Genomic DNA, 16,523 nt, shown 5'->3' on the forward strand with positions numbered 1-16,523 from the left:
AACATCAGCAGTGGAGGTGAACATGTTTGAACCGATCAGCCCCGGCCCGCGCAACGGCATCCTGTCCCTGACGATCAAGGACAAATCCGTGTTGTATGCCGCCTACATGCCGTTCATCAAGAACGGCGGCTTGTTCATCCCGACCAACAAGAGCTACCGGTTGGGCGACGAGGTGTTCATGCTGCTCAACCTGATGGACGAGGCGGAGAAGATCCCGGTTGCCGGCAAGGTTGCCTGGATCACTCCCAAAGGTGCGCAAGGCAATCGTGCCGCCGGTGTCGGCGTGCAGTTTAACGATGGCGACGACACCGCGCGCAGTCGCATCGAAACCCATCTGGCCGGAGCGTTGAAGTCCGACCGTCCCACCCACACGATGTAAGTTGCCGTTTTTATGCTCGTAGATTCTCATTGTCACCTTGATCGCCTTGACCTCGCCGCCCATGACGGCTCGCTGGATGCTGCGCTCGATGCAGCTCGCGGGCGCGGCGTCGGGCACTTTCTGTGCATCGGCGTCAGCGCCGACAACGCCGCCGACGTCAAAGCCCTCGCCGAACGCTACAGCGATGTCGATTGCTCGGTCGGCGTGCACCCGCTCGACGTCCAGCCCGGCGCGGCGCCGGCGCTCGACTGGCTGCTGCACGAGCTCGATCACCCGAAAGTGGTGGCAATCGGCGAAACCGGTCTCGACTACCATTACGAACCTGAAGCTGCCGAGCTGCAGCAGGCGTCGTTCCGCCTGCACTTGCAGGCCGCGCAACAGACCGGCAAACCGGTGATCATTCACACCCGCGGTGCCCGAGCCGATACGCTTGAACTGCTGCGCGAAGCGGCATTGCCCCAGGCCGGTGTGCTGCATTGTTTCACCGAAGACTGGGACATGGCCAGAGCCGCGCTGGACATGGGTTATTACATTTCCCTGTCGGGCATCGTCACCTTCCGCAATGCCGATGCGTTGCGCGATGTCGCCAGCAAAGTGCCGGCAGATCGTCTGCTGGTGGAGACCGATTCGCCGTATCTGGCGCCGATCCCTTATCGCGGCAAGCCCAACCTGCCGCAGTATGTGCGCGAGGTGGCGGAATTTCTGGCGATGCTGCGCGGCGAGAACTATGAGCGCTTTGCCGAGCAGACCACCGAGAACTTCAAGCGTTTGTTCCCTTTGGCGAGTGTTAGATCTGCCCCGTAGCGGCTGGCCAAATCGCAGGCAAAAAAAACCCGGGTTCTGGGGGGTGAATCCGGGTTAAGACCATTAGGAGTAAAACAAAGGCACGCGGTCCGTTGGTACCTTTACCGGCGCGACACTTGGGGGAGATGTCGCCCGACAGTTCAAGTATTGATCAGTCTGGCGTGCAGTCCAGTAAGCCAGTCGGGGTTTTTAAACAAATTTGGAATACGTTTGCTTCAGTTGAGTTCTCATTGCCTCTGAAACGTTCCCAAAATGAACGGTAAACACAGATATGGTCGATGATCCGTGCATTTTTGCGCAATTTAGGCATAATACGCGGCTTCGTATTTTGACCCTTCAGACCTTTTCTTATGCACAAAGAACCTCGTAAGGTCCGTGAGTTTCGTCGCCGCGAGCAGGAAATTCTCGATACCGCGCTCAAGCTGTTCCTCGAACAAGGTGAAGACAGTGTCACCGTCGAGATGATTGCGGATGCCGTGGGTATCGGCAAAGGCACGATCTACAAGCACTTCAAATCCAAGGCCGAGATCTATCTGCGCCTGATGCTCGATTACGAGCGCGATTTGAACGAGCTGCTGCATTCGGCTGACGTCGACAAGGACAAGGAAGCGCTGTCGCGCGCCTACTTCGAATTCCGCATGCGTGACCCGCAGCGCTATCGCCTGTTCGACCGTCTCGAAGAGAAGGTCGTCAAAGGCAATCAGGTCCCGGAAATGGTCGAGGAGCTGCACAAGATCCGTGCCTCGAACTTCGAACGCCTGACCCTGCTGATCAAGGGTCGCATCAGCGAAGGCAAGCTTGAAGACGTGCCGCCGTACTTCCATTACTGCGCGGCCTGGGCGCTGGTGCACGGCGCTGTTGCGCTGTACCACTCGCCGTTCTGGAGCAATGTGCTGGAAGATCAGGAAGGCTTCTTCCAGTTCCTGATGGACATCGGCGTGCGCATGGGCAACAAGCGCAAGCGCGACCCGGAAACGCCAAGCAGCTGAGCCATTCAGCAGCCTTATTGCGCCGTGAATTCGTTACATGTCGCAATACCGCAGGAATATACTCAGGCATAGGGCTTGCTAAAACTTGAATTCTAAGTCAAGTTTTAGCCGCTCGATTTTCCATCGCCGGAGTGATCATGATCGTTGACCGTCAAGGCAGGCGTTTTCGCAATTTGCGTATCAGCCTGACTTCCGCCTGCAATTACGCCTGTACCTACTGCGTGCCCAACGGCAAGCGGCTGGTGGCGGCGCAGGATGAACTGTCGGCCGAAGCCATGGCCCGCGGCGTGGCGTATCTGATCGAAGCGGCGGGCATTGAGCGCTTGCGCATCACCGGCGGCGAGCCGCTGGTCAGTCCCAAACTCGAATCGTTCATGAGCGCCGTCGGCAAGATGGGCCTGGACGACATCAGCCTGACCACCAACGGTCAGCTCCTGGCGAAAAAACTCCCCTTGCTCATTGATGCCGGCCTGCGCCGCATTAACGTCTCCCTCGATACCCTCAACCCGGCAGCGTTTCGCAGTATCGCCCGTGGCGGTGATCTGGCCAGCGTACTCGATGGCATGCAACAAGCTGCCGCGGCGGGCATGAAGATCAAGGTCAACATGGTGCCGTTGCGCGGGCAAAACCTCGATCAGGTGATGCCGCTGCTCGATTACTGCCTGGAACGTGGATTCGAGTTGCGTTTCATCGAGCTGATGCGCATGGGCCATCTGGCCAAGGACTCCAATGCGTTCCTGCAGCAGTTTGTCAGTCTCGAGCAACTGCTTAGCCTGATCGGCGAGCGCTACGAATATGCGCAGACCGACGCGCCGATCGATGCCACGGCGGTTCGTTATGCGATTCCCGGTCTGGGTAACTTTGGCGTGATCGCCAACGAAAGCGTGCCGTTCTGCCGGACCTGCTCGCGCCTGCGCCTGTCCTCGACGGGTTGGCTGCATGGCTGCCTGTCGTCGAGCAACCGCCACTATGTCGGTGATCTGCTCGACAAGCCGCGCCATGAGGCACTGCCGGCATTGCAACGCTTGCTGATCAAGGCGTTGGGGGACAAGCAGGAGGTGGCATTTTCCGGTGGTGCGACGGTCATGAAGATTATCGGCGGCTGACTGTCCTCATCGCCAGCGGGCTGGTTCCCACAGTGTTTTGCGCAATCCTGCAAGAGCCAGCCCGCTGGCGATGCGATCTACAAGTCAGCAATTTCCAGAGCTGGCGCAAAAGCTGCATTCAACGGCCATTCGCCGGTTTTCCGTCACCGGCCTTTGGAGGAATAGGATGCGTAGCCTGGTTTTGCTGCTGGCCGTTTTGGCGCTTGGCGGCTGTATGACTGTCAGCGATATGGCCGAAGGCACTCGCTACCAGATGAGTGATGCCGGTTTGCTGGACCACAGCGACAGCCGTCGCGTGAACAATTTCCGCATTCAGCCGGACTCGTTCATCTACATCGCTCAGGGCGCTTTTGCACCGCCGGGCGGTTCCTATCCGCGGCCTAACGTGGTTGCCGAAGAAGCCTTCAAGGGGTTCGTCGAGTACTTCCCGATGGTCCGCCGCGCCCGCGCTCCCGAAGGCCTTGACCAAGCCATGGGCGAAGCTCGCGATGCCGGCGCGCATTACTTGCTGTACACGCGTTTCGCCAAGGCTGACGACCGTATCGGCAACTCCGATGAATGGCTCGATCAGGAAGCGGTCGACCGCCTCGGTATCGACGGCGGGGTGATTCAGATCATGTTGATCGAGACCAGCACCCAGTATTTGATTGATACTGCACGGATCAAGAGTCGTGGCGGTTTACTGACGTTCCACGACAACAAGCCTGAAGACCTGATCGGCCCGCCACTGGCGCAATACGCACGCAGTCTGCTGGGGATCGGCAACCAATAACCGAAGGAGGACGCCATGAGTGGACCGCAAAAAGCCAATGACCTGTTGGGACAGATCCCAAAAACCAAAGGCCTGCCGCCGGTGCACTTGTGGAACCCGGACTTCTGCGGCGACATCGACATGCGCATCGCCCGCGACGGCACCTGGTATTACCTGGGCACGCCGATCGGGCGCAAGCCGATGGTCAAGCTGTTCTCGACGATCATCCGCCGCGACGGCGACGATTATTTCCTGATCACACCGGTCGAGAAGGTCGGGATCAAGGTCGACGACGCGCCGTTCGTGGCAATCGCCCTTGAGGTGGCAGGCGAGGGTGAAGCGCAAGTGCTGCGCTTCACCACCAACGTCGATGAAACCACCGAGGCCGGGCCCGAGCATCCGCTGCGTGTCGAGATTGATCCCACGACGCAGGAACCCGCGCCTTATGTGCATGTGCGCACTAATCTTGAAGCGCTGATCCACCGCAACGTGTTCTACGAGTTGGTCGAGTTGGCCGTCAGCCGCGAAATCGATGGCCAGCGCTGGCTGGGCGTGTGGAGCGGCGGCGAGTTCTTTCGAATCGGTCTCGAACCCTGAAACCCGTACCCCTTGTAGGAGTGAGCCTGCTCGCGATAGCGGTGAGACAGTCGACAGTGCGTTGACTGATACACGCTATCGCGAGCAGGCTCACTCCTACATGGGTTTTGTATTCCAGCTGAAAAATCTCGTTGACTGTTATTCGTATGATGATTAGCGTAAGCACCCATCGCGAACCGCTTTGAGGTGTTCATGTCCAGCAGCTTTCATGCGTCGACGGTTGACTGGCTGGGTAGCTGGATCGCCGCGGGCCAGGTGCGGCCGGGGCAGACCATCAAGGTCGAGGCGGATCTGGGCGAACAGCTCGGGGTCAGCCGCACGGTGATTCGCGAAGCGATCAAAACCCTCGTCGCCAAAGGCATGCTCGAAGTCGGGCCGAAAGTCGGCACGCGAGTCTTGCCGGTGCGGCGCTGGAACCTGTTCGACCCGCAAGTGGTCGGCTGGCTGTCGCGCAACGGTTTGCCGGAAAACTTCGTCGACGACCTGCTCGATCTGCGCCGCACCATCGAACCGATGGCGGTGCGCTGGGCCTGTGAACGCGCAACCCCGGAACAGATCGAAGCAGTGAAACTGGCCTATCACGCACTCGAACGCGCAGTCGACAGCGGAATCGATTACAACCGCGCCGATCAGGCCTTCCACGAATGCATTCTCGCCGCCAGCCACAATCAATTTATCGAACAGATGGTCCCGGCCCTCGGCGCGTTGCTCGCGGTATCGTTCGAAGTGTCTGCTGCCGACCCGGATGAACTGCGTCGCACGTTACCGATTCACAAAGACATGGCCGATGCCATCGCCGCCCGCGATTCAACGCGCGGTGTGTGGGCCTGCATGACCCTGATCGACAACGCCGATCTGGCGATAAAGCGGTTTTACCCGAAAGTCATGGCCGATAAAAAAGCCAGCTGACCACACAGATCCCTGTAGGAGTGAGCCTGCTCGCGATGAGGCCCGTCAGTTGATATCAACGTCACTGATGCACCGCGATCGCGAGCAGGCTCACTCCTACAGAAAACAACAATAATGGAGCCCGCAAATGCAGTGGACCGCCCTGACCGAACACCGCGCCCAGCTCGGTGAAGGTCCTTTCTGGGACGCGCCGACCCAGGCGCTGTACTGGGTCGATATCGCCGGCAAACAGGTGCTGCGTCTGATTGGCCAGAACGTGCAGATCTGGCAGATGCCCGAGCATGTGTCCGCGTTCATTCCGTGCAACAACGGCGATGCGCTGGTGACCCTGAGCAGCGGCGTTTATCGCCTCGACCTCGATTCGCCGGGCCTCGAACCGAAGCTGACGCTGTTCTGTGTCGCCGACCCGCAACCCGGCAACCGGCCCAACGAGGCGCGCTGCGATGCACGGGGCCGGTTATGGCTTGGCACCATGCAGAACAACATCGGCGAGCAGGGTGAAGACCTGCCGATTGTGCGCCGCTCCGGGGGGTTGTTCCGGGTCGATCCGGATCAACGCGTGACGCCGTTGCTGCTCAATCTGGGCATACCCAATACCCTGCTGTGGAGCGACGACGGTACGAAACTGCTGTTCGGCGACAGCCTCGACAGCGCGCTCAATCAATATTTCATCCGCACCGACGGCAGTCTCGACGATGCGCAGGTTTTTTATAAATCCGATCAGCACGGCGGCCCGGACGGCTCGGCGATGGACGCTGAAGGTTACATATGGAATGCGCGCTGGGACGGCAGCTGTCTTCTGCGTCTGACGCCCGAAGGTGCGGTCGATCGCAAGATCGATTTGCCAATCAGCCGTCCGACCAGTTGCGTATTCGGCGGTGCGGACCTGAAAACTCTGTACATCACCAGTGCCAAGAGCCCGCAAAACCATCCGCTGGATGGCGCGGTGCTGTCGATGCGTGTCGATGTTGCAGGAAAGCTCTGTACGCGTTTTGCCGGTTAGATCTCATAATATGGGATGCGAAATTATATATTGAGATTATTTGGCGGTCGGGTTTATAGTCGGCTCCAGCAGTAACACGCACTCACACTTAAAAAGAACAAAACAGGTGAAGTGATGCAGCGAATATCCATCGCACTCCAGCGCGGAGTCCGTTTCTCGCCACGGCTTGAAGTCGTGGCGCGTACTTGCCTGTTCAATTCTTCAGGTCTTGCAAACCGGACATCGGTCGATGCCCGGTTTTTTTGCGCCTGCGAAAAAGGGGTCTGACCGTGGCTGAAGCGCTTACTCTGCCGCCGGTGCCCGCGCCACCTCAAGGAGAACGTCTGCGCGGCAAAGTCGTGTTGCTGACCGGCGCCGCCCAAGGCATCGGCGAAGCCATCGTCGCTGCGTTCGCCTGCCAACAGGCAAAACTGCTGATCAGCGACATCCAGGCGGAAAAAGTCGAAAACGTCGCCGCGCACTGGCGCGCCCGGGGTTATGACGTGCAAGCCATGCAGGCCGATGTTTCGCGTCAGACAGATCTGAATGCCATGGCCAAACGCGCCGTTGAGCTGCACGGGCGTATCGACGTGCTGGTCAACTGTGCCGGGGTCAATGTGTTCCGCGATCCGTTGCAGATGACCGAAGAGGACTGGCGCCGTTGCTTCGCCATTGATCTGGACGGCGCCTGGTACGGCTGCAAAGCGGTACTGCCGCAGATGCTCGAACAGGGCGTGGGCAGCATCATCAATATCGCCTCGACTCATTCCAGCCACATCATTCCCGGCTGCTTCCCGTATCCCGTAGCCAAACACGGTTTGCTCGGCCTGACCCGCGCGCTGGGCATCGAATACGCGCCCAAAGGCATTCGGGTCAACGCCATCGCCCCGGGCTACATCGAAACGCAACTGAACGTCGACTACTGGAACGGTTTCGCCGACCCGCACGCCGAGCGCCAACGCGCGTTCGACCTGCACCCGCCCAAACGCATCGGCCAGCCGTTGGAAGTGGCGATGACGGCGGTGTTTCTCGCCAGCGACGAAGCGCCGTTTATCAACGCTTCGTGTATCACCATCGATGGTGGGCGCTCGGTGATGTACCACGACTGAACAAACGGATTCGCAGCGCTGAACTACGCTTGCAATCCAATCATCATACGATATGACTATTTTCAACACGCTCCACTGAGAACACGCTTCAACGCTTTTCAAACCTTGCTCAAAAAAAATAACAAGGAGTCATCTGATGAAACGTCGATTCGGGATTCGTACCCTGTGCAGCACTGCCCTGGCGGTCACTGCGTTCAGCCTGAGCAGTGCGCTGCTCGCTGCCGACGCGGTGAAGATCGGTTTTCTGGTCAAGCAGGCCGAAGAACCGTGGTTCCAGACCGAGTGGGCCTTCGCCGAGAAAGCCGCCAAGGACAAAGGCTTTGAACTGATCAAGATCGCCGTACCCGATGGCGAGAAAACCCTCTCGGCCATCGACAGCCTTGCGGCCAATGGCGCCAAGGGCTTCGTGATCTGCCCGCCGGACGTGTCCCTCGGCCCGGCCATCATGGCTAAAGCCAAAATCAATGATCTGAAGGTCATTGCTGTCGACGACCGTTTCGTCGACGCCAACGGCAAATTCATGGAAGACGTGCCGTACCTCGGCATGGCTGCGTTTGAAGTCGGTCAGAAGCAGGGCGCCGCCATGGCCGCCGAAGCGAAAAAGCGCAACTGGGACTGGAAAGACACCTACGCGGTGGTCAACACCTACAACGAACTCGATACCGGCAAGAAGCGCACCGACGGTTCGGTCGATGCCCTGAAGAAGGCTGGGATGCCGGAAGATCACATCCTCTTCGCCGCCCTGAAAACCCTCGACGTACCGGGCAGCATGGACGCCACCAACTCGGCGCTGGTCAAGCTGCCAAGCGCGGCGAAAAACCTGATCATCGGCGGCATGAACGACAACACCGTGCTGGGCGGCGTGCGCGCCACTGAAGCGGCCGGTTTCGCCGCAACCAATGTAATCGGCATCGGCATCAACGGCACCGACGCCATCGGCGAACTGAAAAAGCCTAACAGCGGCTTCTTCGGTTCGATGCTGCCAAGCCCGCACATCGAAGGCTACAAGACCGCCGAGATGATGTACGAGTGGATCACCGCCGGCAAAGAACCACCGAAGTACACCGCCATGGATGACGTCACCCTGATCACCCGCGAAAACTTCAAGCAAGAGCTGGAAAAAATCGGCCTGTGGAACTGACGCAGCGACGGCCCGGGCAGCCGGGCCGTTTATCGGTGTGAAGAGGTGGCTTTATGCACGCGCAAGTACAGACACAAGAACAACACAGCGCCAGCGGCAGCCTGCGTTTCAACGGGATTGGCAAAACCTTTCCCGGCGTGAAGGCGCTGGACGGCATCAGTTTCGTCGCTCATCCCGGCCAGGTTCATGCGCTGATGGGCGAGAACGGCGCTGGCAAATCGACCCTGCTGAAAATCCTCGGTGGCGCTTACATCCCGAGCAGCGGCGAGCTGCAGATCGGCGAGCAGACCATGGCGTTCAAATCGACCGCCGACAGCATTGGCAGCGGTGTCGCGGTGATTCACCAGGAACTGCATCTGGTCCCGGAAATGACCGTCGCCGAAAACCTGTTTCTCGGGCATTTACCGGCCAGTTTCGGTTTGATCAATCGCGGCGAGCTGCGCCAGAAAGCCTTGAATTGCCTCAAAGGCCTGGCCGATGAAATCGACCCGCAGACCAAGGTCGGGCGCCTGTCGCTCGGCCAGCGCCAGTTGGTGGAAATCGCCAAAGCCTTGTCGCGCGGTGCGCATGTGATTGCCTTCGACGAACCGACCAGCAGCCTTTCGGCGCGGGAAATCGACCGTTTGATGGCGATCATCGGCCGCCTGCGCGATGAGGGCAAAGTGGTGCTCTACGTGTCCCATCGCATGGAAGAAGTGTTCCGTATCTGCGACGCCGTCACGGTGTTCAAGGACGGTCGCTACGTACGCACCTTCGACGACATGAGCCAGCTGACCCACGATCAACTGGTGACCTGCATGGTCGGGCGTGACATTCAGGACATCTACGATTATCGCCACCGCCCGCGCGGCGCCGTGGCGTTGAAAGTCGACGGCCTGCTCGGCCCGGGCCTGCGCGAGCCGATCAGTTTCGAAGCGCACAAAGGCGAAATCCTCGGCCTGTTCGGGCTGGTCGGGGCAGGGCGCACCGAGCTGTTTCGGCTGCTCAGCGGCCTGGAGCGCAACACCGCTGGACGTCTGGAATTGCGCGGGCACGAACTGAAGCTGCGCTCGCCGCGCGACGCGATTGCCGCCGGCATTCTGCTGTGCCCGGAGGACCGCAAGAAGGAAGGCATTATTCCGCTGGCGAGCGTCGCCGAGAACATCAACATCAGTGCCCGTGGCGCGCATTCGAGCCTCGGCTGCCTGATTCGCGGGCTGTGGGAGAAGGGCAACGCCGACAAGCAGATCAAGGCGTTGAAAGTGAAAACGCCGCATGCCGGCCAGCAGATCAAATTCCTCTCTGGCGGCAATCAGCAGAAGGCCATTCTCGGTCGCTGGCTGTCGATGCCGATGAAAGTCCTGCTGCTCGACGAACCGACCCGCGGCATCGATATCGGTGCCAAAGCGGAGATTTACCAGATCATCCATAACCTCGCCGCCGACGGTATTTCGGTGATCGTGGTGTCCAGCGACCTGATGGAAGTGATGGGGATTTCCGACCGCATTCTGGTGCTGTGCGAAGGCGCCCTGCGCGGTGAAGTCAACCGCGACCAGGCCAACGAATCCAACCTGCTGCAACTGGCTTTGCCGCGCCACCGCGCTGACGGCGTGGCGAACTGAGAGGTGACTATGATGACAACCCAAAACGAAACCCTGCCGACCGAGCGCAAACCGCTGGACATGCGTCGCTTCCTCGACGACTGGGTCATGCTGCTGGCGGCGATCGGCATTTTCATTGCCTGTACGCTGCTGATCGACAACTTCCTCTCGCCGCTGAACATGCGCGGTCTCGGGCTGGCGATTTCCACCACCGGCATTGCCGCGTGCACCATGTTGTATTGCCTGGCGTCAGGGCATTTCGACCTGTCGGTCGGCTCGGTGATTGCCTGCGCCGGTGTGGTCGCGGCGGTGGTGATGCGTGACACCAACAGTGTGTTTCTCGGTGTCAGCGCGGCGCTGGCGATGGGCCTGATCGTTGGCCTGATCAACGGCATCGTGATCGCCAAATTGCGCGTCAACGCGTTGATCACCACGCTGGCGACCATGCAGATCGTCCGTGGCCTGGCCTACATTTTTGCCAACGGCAAAGCGGTGGGCGTGTCGCAGGAGTCGTTCTTCGTCTTCGGTAACGGCCAGTTGTTCGGCGTGCCGGTGCCGATCCTGATCACCATTGTCTGCTTCCTGTTCTTCGGCTGGCTGCTGAACTACACCACCTACGGGCGCAACACCATGGCCATCGGTGGCAACCAGGAAGCGGCGCTGCTGGCGGGCGTCAACGTTGACCGGACCAAGATCATCATCTTCGCCGTGCACGGTTTGATCGGTGCGCTGGCCGGGGTGATTCTGGCGTCGCGGATGACCTCCGGGCAGCCAATGATCGGCCAGGGTTTCGAGCTGACAGTGATCTCGGCCTGCGTGCTGGGTGGCGTGTCGCTGAGCGGCGGCATCGGCATGATCCGCCATGTGATTGCCGGGGTGTTGATTCTGGCGATCATCGAGAATGCGATGAACCTGAAGAACATCGACACGTTTTATCAGTATGTGATTCGTGGTTCGATCTTGTTGCTGGCCGTCGTGATTGACCGCCTGAAGCAACGCTAAGGTCAAAAGCTACCCTCACCCCAGCCCTCTCCCAGAGGGAGAGGGGGCCGACCGAGGTGTCTTGCATTCTACGTCGACCTGAAAGATCGGGTCGATTACGGATTCACTAAAGCGCGTTCAGTTCTGCAAAGCGCTCCAATATCCCCCATTCAGTCCCCTCTCCCTCCGGGAGAGGGCTAGGGTGAGGGGCTCTTGATTTTGCTTTTGATTTTGCTCACTCCACCGGTCACCTCTCACAAATATCCCTTGCCCGCCACGCCCCGTTTCGGTTATCAATTTGTACATGATTAGACAGGTACGATTCGACAAGAAACAACGGGTGGTCGACGAGCTCGTCCGGCGCATCGAAAGCGGCCTCATGGAGGACGGCTTTCTGTTGCCCGGCGAGCATCAGTTGGCTCAGGAATTCCAGGTCAGCCGCGGCACGCTGCGTGAGGCGCTGGCCGAGCTGAAGCGGCGCAATTACATCGCGACGCAAAGCGGCGTCGGCTCCATCGTCACCTTCGACGGTGTTGCCCTCGACCAGCGCAGCGGCTGGGCCCAGGCGCTGGCCGACAGCGGGGCGCTGATCAACACAGAGGTGCTGCGCCTTGAAGCCGTGACCCGGCCCGATCTGCTCGTGCGTTTCGGCACTGACCAATTCATCACTCTCGACCGTCGTCGGCGCGCTACCGACGGTACCCTGGTGTCCCTCGAACGCTCATTGATGCCGGCCAATGGCGGCCTGGAAAGCCTGCCGCGCGTAGGCCTGATCGACAACTCGCTGACCATCACCCTGGCCGCGTATGGCTATATCGGCGAGCGCGGCGATCAATGGATCGGCGCCGAACCGCTGAATGCCGAAGATGCCGAACTGCTCGGTCGCCCGGTCGGCACGGTCTTCCTCAAAGCCCTGCGCACCACCTACGATCGCCAGAACCGTTTCATGGAGCAGGTCGAAAGCCTGCTCGAACCGGTGCATTTTCGTCTGCACCTGCAATTCGGAGAATCGAAATGACCCCGCTCAACCGTGCCCTTGGCGCTTTTTATGGTCTGGCCCTCGGTGATGCGCTGGGCATGCCGACGCAATCGCTCGATCGCGAAACGATCAAGGCGCGTTTCGGCCAGATCACCGATCTGCAGGATGCCGGGCCGCTGCAACCGATCGCCGCGAACATGCCCAAAGGCTCGATTACCGATGACACCGAACAGGCGATTCTGGTCGGTCAATTGCTGGTCGAAGGCAAGGGCCACATCGAGCCGGCGATCCTCGCGCAGCGCCTGATCGAGTGGGAAGCCGAGATGCAGGCCAAGGGCTCGCAGGATCTGCTCGGACCGTCGACCAAGCGTGCGATTGAAATGATTCTCGCCGGCCATTCGCCGGAAGAGGCCGGGCGCTACGGCACCACCAACGGCGCGGCGATGCGCATCACCCCAGTCGGGATCGCCTCCGATGTGGCGGATCGCGAACGGTTTATCGCGGCCGTGGTGCAGGCCTGCCAGGTCACCCACAACACCACGCTGGGAATTTCCAGCGCGGCGGCGGTGGCGGCGGTGGTGTCTGCCGGCGTCAATGGCCTGGATCTGGGCGAGGCGCTGAACCTTGGTCAGCAAATCGCCCAGCAGGCAGAAACCCACGGGCATTGGGTCGCCGGTGGTCGTATCGGCTCGCGGATCAGTTGGGCGCGCAGCATCAGCGTCGACAGCGACAAGTCGCTGCTGGCGGATCTGCTCTACGACGTGATTGGGACTTCGGTGGCGTCGCAGGAATCGGTGGTGGTCTCCTTCGCTTTGGCGCAGCAGGTGGCCATCGGCGAGATGAACCCGTTCGAGGCGCTGTGCATGGCGGCCAGCCTCGGTGGCGATACCGACACCATCGCGGCGATTCTCGGCGCGATGCTCGGGGCCTGCCTGGGGCTTGAGTGCTGGCCTGATCCAATGATCGAAACAGTGAAAACTGTTAATCAGTTGCAGCTTGAGCCGTTGGTGCAGGGGCTGTTGGGCTTGCGCTGAATGGGCTGGCGCCATCGCTGGCAAGCCAGCTCCCACAGGGAAAGTGCACATCTTAAGGTTCACTCTCCCACAGGGAAAGTGCACATCTCAAGGTTCACTCCGTACCTGTGGGAGCTGGCTTGCCAGCGATAGGCGCACCAGAATTTTTGCATCATTCACCCGCAATGGATCGCTCAGACAGGCCTCGGAAGGCCGATTGTCTTGTCGTTTTGCATCATTGCCACAACCACAAAAAAGGCAAACAGGAGCACGTTCATGAGTTCATCGACCGCCGGGCAGAGCGCCGGGCAACTGGAAACCCGCGGCATCGAGCCGGTGCCGGAAGCCGAGTGCAACGGCCATCCGCTGCAATTGTTCTGGGTCTGGTTCGCCGCCAACATTTCCATTCTCGGCCTGCCCTTGGGCGCCACGCTGGTGGCGTTTCGCGGGCTGGCGATCTGGCAGGCGATCATCGTCGCAATCCTCGGCGCCGCCGGTTCGTTTGCGGTGGTCGGGATCATTTCGATTGCCGGTCGACGTGGCCGCGCGCCCAGTCTGACCCTGTCACGAGCGATCTTCGGCGTACGCGGCAATATCGGCCCGACGCTGGTGTCGCTGATGTCGCGTCTGGGCTGGGAAACGGTCAACACCACTACCGCGGCGTTCGTGCTGCTGTCGCTGTGTTCGATCCTGTTCGGCTCGCCGGTCGAGGCAAAAAGTGCGCCGATGCTGACGCTGATCTTCATCGCAATTTTCGTCCTGCTGACTCTGGCAGTGTCCGGCCTCGGTCATGCGACGTTGCTGGTCATTCAGAAGTGGGCGACTTACGTGTTCGGCGCGCTGAACATCCTGGTCGGCGGCTTCCTCTGCGCGACCATCGACTGGAGCGCCGTATTCAACGCCACACCGGCGCCGCTGAGCGCGATGATCATCGGCATCGGCACCATGGCCGCCGGCACCGGGATCGGTTGGGCCAATGCTGGCGCGGACATGTCACGCTATCAGCACCGCAGCGTCAAAGCCGTGCGCCTGGTCGCTTCTGCTGCGTTCGGTGCGGGTATTCCACTGGTTCTGCTGATCACCCTCGGCGGCTTGCTGTCGGTGGGCAACAACGATCTGGCATCGGCGACTGACCCGATCGTGGCAATCCGCGACATGCTGCCGACGTGGATGGCGGTGCCGTACCTGATCACCGCGTTCGGCGGTCTGCTGCTGTCGAACAACCTGTCGGTGTACTCCGCCGGCCTGACCACGCTGACGCTGGGTCTCAAGGTCAAACGCGTGTACGCGGTGGTAGTCGATATCGTCGCGATCTTCGCCGGTTCGATTTATTTCATGCTGATCGCCGACAGCTTCTACGGCCCATTCATTACCTTCATTTCCCTGCTGGCGGTGCCGATCACGGCCTGGGTCGGGATCTTCGTGGTCGATCTGATTCATCGTCATTACTACAGCCCCAAAGATCTGCTGGACGTCAGCCCAAGCAGTGCCTACTGGTATCGCGGCGGTATTGAATGGCGCGCGTTTGGTGCCTGGGCGATTGCCATCGTGCTGGGTTTCAGCTTCACCACCATCGGCACCACCGCTGAGAACGTCTGGTTCAAAGGTTTCCTGTCCGACTCGTGGCTGGGCCATAACGGCCTCGGCTGGATCGTGACCTTCGTCGTTGCCGGCGGCCTTTACCTTGTACTGGGCGGGGCCAAAGATCGCCGCGCCGCGCAACCCGAGAATGCTCATGCCTAAGATGTTGCACACCGGCCAGGTCATCATCGACCTGGTCATGGCCGTGGAAAAGCTCCCGCAGATTGGCGGCGACGTGCTGGCGCAGTCGGCGGGATTCGAAGCGGGCGGCGGGTTCAACGTGATGGCGGCCGCGGTGCGCAACGGCCTGCCGGTGGTTTATCTGGGGCGTCACGGCACGGGACGTTTCGGCGATCTGGCGCGCCAGGCGATGCAGGCTGAAGGGATCTGTATTGGCATTGCTGAACCTGCTGAACGCGACACGGGTTTGTGCGTGGCCCTCACCGATGCCTCGGCCGAGCGCAGTTTCATTTCCTATATCGGTGCCGAAGGCGAGGTGACCGCCGAGGACCTGAACAGCGTTGCCGCCGACGCGGGTGACTATGTGTACCTCAGCGGTTACAGCCTGCTTCACCCAGGCAAGGCGCACGCGTTGCTCGACTGGACGCTGGCCTTGCCGAAGGACATCAACGTGGTGTTTGATCCGGGCCCGCTGGTGGAGTCGCCGGACTCGCCACTGATGCAGGCGTTGCTGCCGCGCATTGATGTGTGGACCAGCAACAGTGTCGAGGCATTGCGTTTTACGGGTGCTGACGACATAGCCCAGGCGTTGGATCGGTTGGTCGAACATCTGCCGGATTCGGTTTTGATGGTCGTGCGTGACGGGCCGCAGGGGTGCTGGATTCAGCGCGCCGGTGAGCGCCGGCATGTGCCGGGGTTTGCCGTGAAAGCCGTGGACAGCAACGGCGCTGGCGATGCGCATGCGGGGGTGTTTATCGCCGGGTTGGCGCGAGGATTGAATGCCCAGGAAGCAGCACGGCGGGCGAACGCGGCGGCAGCCTTGGCGGTGACGCGCTGGGGGCCGGCGACATCGCCGGGGGCGGTTGAGGTGGATGCTTTCATCCGCGAGTCCTGAGGCGACTGATACATCGCAATCGCTGGCAAGCCAGCTCCCACAGGGTCTTCGGGGGTAAGTGCAATAGTGCAACCACCCGACAAATCTGTGGGAGCTGGCTTGCCAGCGATGAGGCCATCAGACTCAACCAGCCTTGCGCAACGCCTCAATCAATTCCTGCTTGCGCATTGAAGAGCGTCCCGGAATATTCTTCGCCCGGGCCTCTTTCATCAAACTGTCGACGGTCTGCGCATCCTTCGAAGTCTCGCTATTACGCGAATGCCCCTTGCGACTGGCCACTGCTCGGCGCGATGACTCTTTGCGGTCTTCCGACTTGGCGCTCGCCGGTTTTTTGCGCCCGGAGCCGCCGGACTTTTCACCGCCACCCGATTGCTTGTTCACGGTCGCCCAGGCGCGGGCTTCGGCTTCATCTGTCGACACGCCCTTTTTCTCATAGCTGTCTTCGATGTGCTCGGCCTTGCGCTTCTGTTCACTGGTGTATTTGTCTTTGCTTCCACGAGGCATGGGATTTCTCCTCCAGTGTGCAGTTTCAGCCGCTCGCCGCACC

17 protein-coding genes are annotated in these 16,523 nt (G+C 60.3%); 16 read left to right on the plus strand and 1 reads right to left on the minus strand.

Annotation, left to right across the window (positions count from 1 at the left end; genetic code table 11):
• Positions 1-22 precede the first annotated feature (22 nt).
• The 16 genes from BLU24_RS09205 (at position 23) to BLU24_RS09280 (ending at position 15,976) form a co-directional block, all read left to right on the plus strand.
• Complete coding sequence (locus tag BLU24_RS09205) at positions 23-379, plus strand: PilZ domain-containing protein (RefSeq protein ID WP_093099423.1); 357 nt, start codon at positions 23-25, stop codon at positions 377-379.
• Between the two features lie 12 nt (positions 380-391).
• Entirely contained in the window at positions 392-1,183 is a 792-nt protein-coding gene (locus BLU24_RS09210) for a TatD family hydrolase (protein WP_093099425.1), read from the plus strand.
• A 350-nt stretch (positions 1,184-1,533) separates the two neighbouring features.
• Positions 1,534-2,172, plus strand: a complete 639-nt coding sequence (locus tag BLU24_RS09215) for a TetR/AcrR family transcriptional regulator (protein ID WP_090285183.1) — start codon at positions 1,534-1,536, stop codon at positions 2,170-2,172.
• A gap of 137 nt (positions 2,173-2,309) precedes the next feature.
• A complete protein-coding gene (locus tag BLU24_RS09220) occupies positions 2,310-3,278 on the plus strand; it encodes a GTP 3',8-cyclase MoaA (protein WP_093099427.1) in 969 nt (322 codons plus the stop codon).
• A gap of 166 nt (positions 3,279-3,444) precedes the next feature.
• Positions 3,445-4,050: a DUF4823 domain-containing protein gene (locus BLU24_RS09225; protein ID WP_090285180.1), complete on the plus strand. Its 606-nt coding sequence runs from the start codon at positions 3,445-3,447 to the stop codon at positions 4,048-4,050.
• 15 nt (positions 4,051-4,065) lie between these two features.
• On the plus strand, positions 4,066-4,626 hold the full coding sequence (locus tag BLU24_RS09230) for a DUF1285 domain-containing protein (protein WP_093099429.1): 561 nt from the start codon (positions 4,066-4,068) through the stop codon (positions 4,624-4,626).
• Between the two features lie 192 nt (positions 4,627-4,818).
• Positions 4,819-5,535 (plus strand): FadR/GntR family transcriptional regulator, encoded by a 717-nt coding sequence (locus BLU24_RS09235; protein WP_090285176.1) that lies wholly within the window; start codon positions 4,819-4,821, stop codon positions 5,533-5,535.
• A 127-nt stretch (positions 5,536-5,662) separates the two neighbouring features.
• Positions 5,663-6,538, plus strand: coding sequence for an SMP-30/gluconolactonase/LRE family protein (locus BLU24_RS09240; protein ID WP_093099432.1), 876 nt, complete (start codon positions 5,663-5,665; stop codon positions 6,536-6,538).
• A gap of 269 nt (positions 6,539-6,807) precedes the next feature.
• Positions 6,808-7,626, plus strand: a complete 819-nt coding sequence (locus tag BLU24_RS09245) for an SDR family oxidoreductase (RefSeq protein ID WP_093099434.1) — start codon at positions 6,808-6,810, stop codon at positions 7,624-7,626.
• Positions 7,627-7,762: 136 nt separating this feature from the next.
• Positions 7,763-8,767, plus strand: a complete 1,005-nt coding sequence (locus BLU24_RS09250; protein ID WP_064361467.1) for a substrate-binding domain-containing protein — start codon at positions 7,763-7,765, stop codon at positions 8,765-8,767.
• Positions 8,768-8,820: 53 nt separating this feature from the next.
• A complete protein-coding gene (gene araG / locus BLU24_RS09255) occupies positions 8,821-10,368 on the plus strand; it encodes an L-arabinose ABC transporter ATP-binding protein AraG (RefSeq protein ID WP_093099436.1) in 1,548 nt (515 codons plus the stop codon).
• Between the two features lie 12 nt (positions 10,369-10,380).
• Positions 10,381-11,349, plus strand: a complete 969-nt coding sequence (araH, locus tag BLU24_RS09260) for an L-arabinose ABC transporter permease AraH (protein ID WP_093106558.1) — start codon at positions 10,381-10,383, stop codon at positions 11,347-11,349.
• A gap of 283 nt (positions 11,350-11,632) precedes the next feature.
• Positions 11,633-12,346 (plus strand): GntR family transcriptional regulator, encoded by a 714-nt coding sequence (locus tag BLU24_RS09265; protein WP_093099438.1) that lies wholly within the window; start codon positions 11,633-11,635, stop codon positions 12,344-12,346.
• The gene (locus BLU24_RS09270) at positions 12,343-13,341 is read left to right on the plus strand and encodes an ADP-ribosylglycohydrolase family protein (RefSeq protein ID WP_093099440.1); all 999 of its coding nucleotides are present in this window, start codon (positions 12,343-12,345) and stop codon (positions 13,339-13,341) included. The genes BLU24_RS09265 and BLU24_RS09270 overlap by 4 nt, the downstream gene beginning before the upstream one ends.
• A 255-nt stretch (positions 13,342-13,596) precedes the next feature.
• Positions 13,597-15,063 (plus strand): purine-cytosine permease family protein, encoded by a 1,467-nt coding sequence (locus BLU24_RS09275; protein WP_093099442.1) that lies wholly within the window; start codon positions 13,597-13,599, stop codon positions 15,061-15,063.
• On the plus strand, positions 15,056-15,976 hold the full coding sequence (locus tag BLU24_RS09280) for a PfkB family carbohydrate kinase (RefSeq protein ID WP_093106563.1): 921 nt from the start codon (positions 15,056-15,058) through the stop codon (positions 15,974-15,976). The genes BLU24_RS09275 and BLU24_RS09280 overlap by 8 nt, the downstream gene beginning before the upstream one ends.
• Before the next feature lie 123 nt (positions 15,977-16,099).
• Here BLU24_RS09280 and BLU24_RS09285 read toward each other — a convergent pair whose 3' ends face one another.
• Positions 16,100-16,480 carry a Rho termination factor N-terminal domain-containing protein gene (locus tag BLU24_RS09285; RefSeq protein WP_093099445.1) on the minus strand — a complete coding sequence of 127 codons (381 nt, stop codon included), beginning with the start codon at positions 16,478-16,480 and terminating at the stop codon, positions 16,100-16,102.
• Positions 16,481-16,523 lie beyond the last annotated feature (43 nt).

Source organism: Pseudomonas sp. Z003-0.4C(8344-21) (assembly GCF_900104975.1).
In the GTDB taxonomy this organism is placed as follows: domain Bacteria; phylum Pseudomonadota; class Gammaproteobacteria; order Pseudomonadales; family Pseudomonadaceae; genus Aquipseudomonas; species Aquipseudomonas granadensis.

Bases quoted from the DNA above. Each gene is read 5' to 3' on its own strand.
- araH (WP_093106558.1), top strand. From the start codon at position 10,381: ATGACAACCCAAAACGAAACCCTGCCGACCGAGCGCAAACCGCTGGAC.
- BLU24_RS09240 (WP_093099432.1), top strand. From the start codon at position 5,663: ATGCAGTGGACCGCCCTGACCGAACACCGCGCCCAGCTCGGTGAAGGT.
- BLU24_RS09280 (WP_093106563.1), top strand. From the start codon at position 15,056: ATGCCTAAGATGTTGCACACCGGCCAGGTCATCATCGACCTGGTCATG.
- BLU24_RS09205 (WP_093099423.1), top strand. From the start codon at position 23: ATGTTTGAACCGATCAGCCCCGGCCCGCGCAACGGCATCCTGTCCCTG.
- BLU24_RS09285 (WP_093099445.1), bottom strand. From the start codon at position 16,480: ATGCCTCGTGGAAGCAAAGACAAATACACCAGTGAACAGAAGCGCAAG.
- BLU24_RS09220 (WP_093099427.1), top strand. From the start codon at position 2,310: ATGATCGTTGACCGTCAAGGCAGGCGTTTTCGCAATTTGCGTATCAGC.
- BLU24_RS09275 (WP_093099442.1), top strand. From the start codon at position 13,597: ATGAGTTCATCGACCGCCGGGCAGAGCGCCGGGCAACTGGAAACCCGC.
- BLU24_RS09230 (WP_093099429.1), top strand. From the start codon at position 4,066: ATGAGTGGACCGCAAAAAGCCAATGACCTGTTGGGACAGATCCCAAAA.
- BLU24_RS09210 (WP_093099425.1), top strand. From the start codon at position 392: ATGCTCGTAGATTCTCATTGTCACCTTGATCGCCTTGACCTCGCCGCC.
- BLU24_RS09225 (WP_090285180.1), top strand. From the start codon at position 3,445: ATGCGTAGCCTGGTTTTGCTGCTGGCCGTTTTGGCGCTTGGCGGCTGT.
- BLU24_RS09265 (WP_093099438.1), top strand. From the start codon at position 11,633: ATGATTAGACAGGTACGATTCGACAAGAAACAACGGGTGGTCGACGAG.
- araG (WP_093099436.1), top strand. From the start codon at position 8,821: ATGCACGCGCAAGTACAGACACAAGAACAACACAGCGCCAGCGGCAGC.
- BLU24_RS09250 (WP_064361467.1), top strand. From the start codon at position 7,763: ATGAAACGTCGATTCGGGATTCGTACCCTGTGCAGCACTGCCCTGGCG.
- BLU24_RS09215 (WP_090285183.1), top strand. From the start codon at position 1,534: ATGCACAAAGAACCTCGTAAGGTCCGTGAGTTTCGTCGCCGCGAGCAG.
- BLU24_RS09235 (WP_090285176.1), top strand. From the start codon at position 4,819: ATGTCCAGCAGCTTTCATGCGTCGACGGTTGACTGGCTGGGTAGCTGG.
- BLU24_RS09270 (WP_093099440.1), top strand. From the start codon at position 12,343: ATGACCCCGCTCAACCGTGCCCTTGGCGCTTTTTATGGTCTGGCCCTC.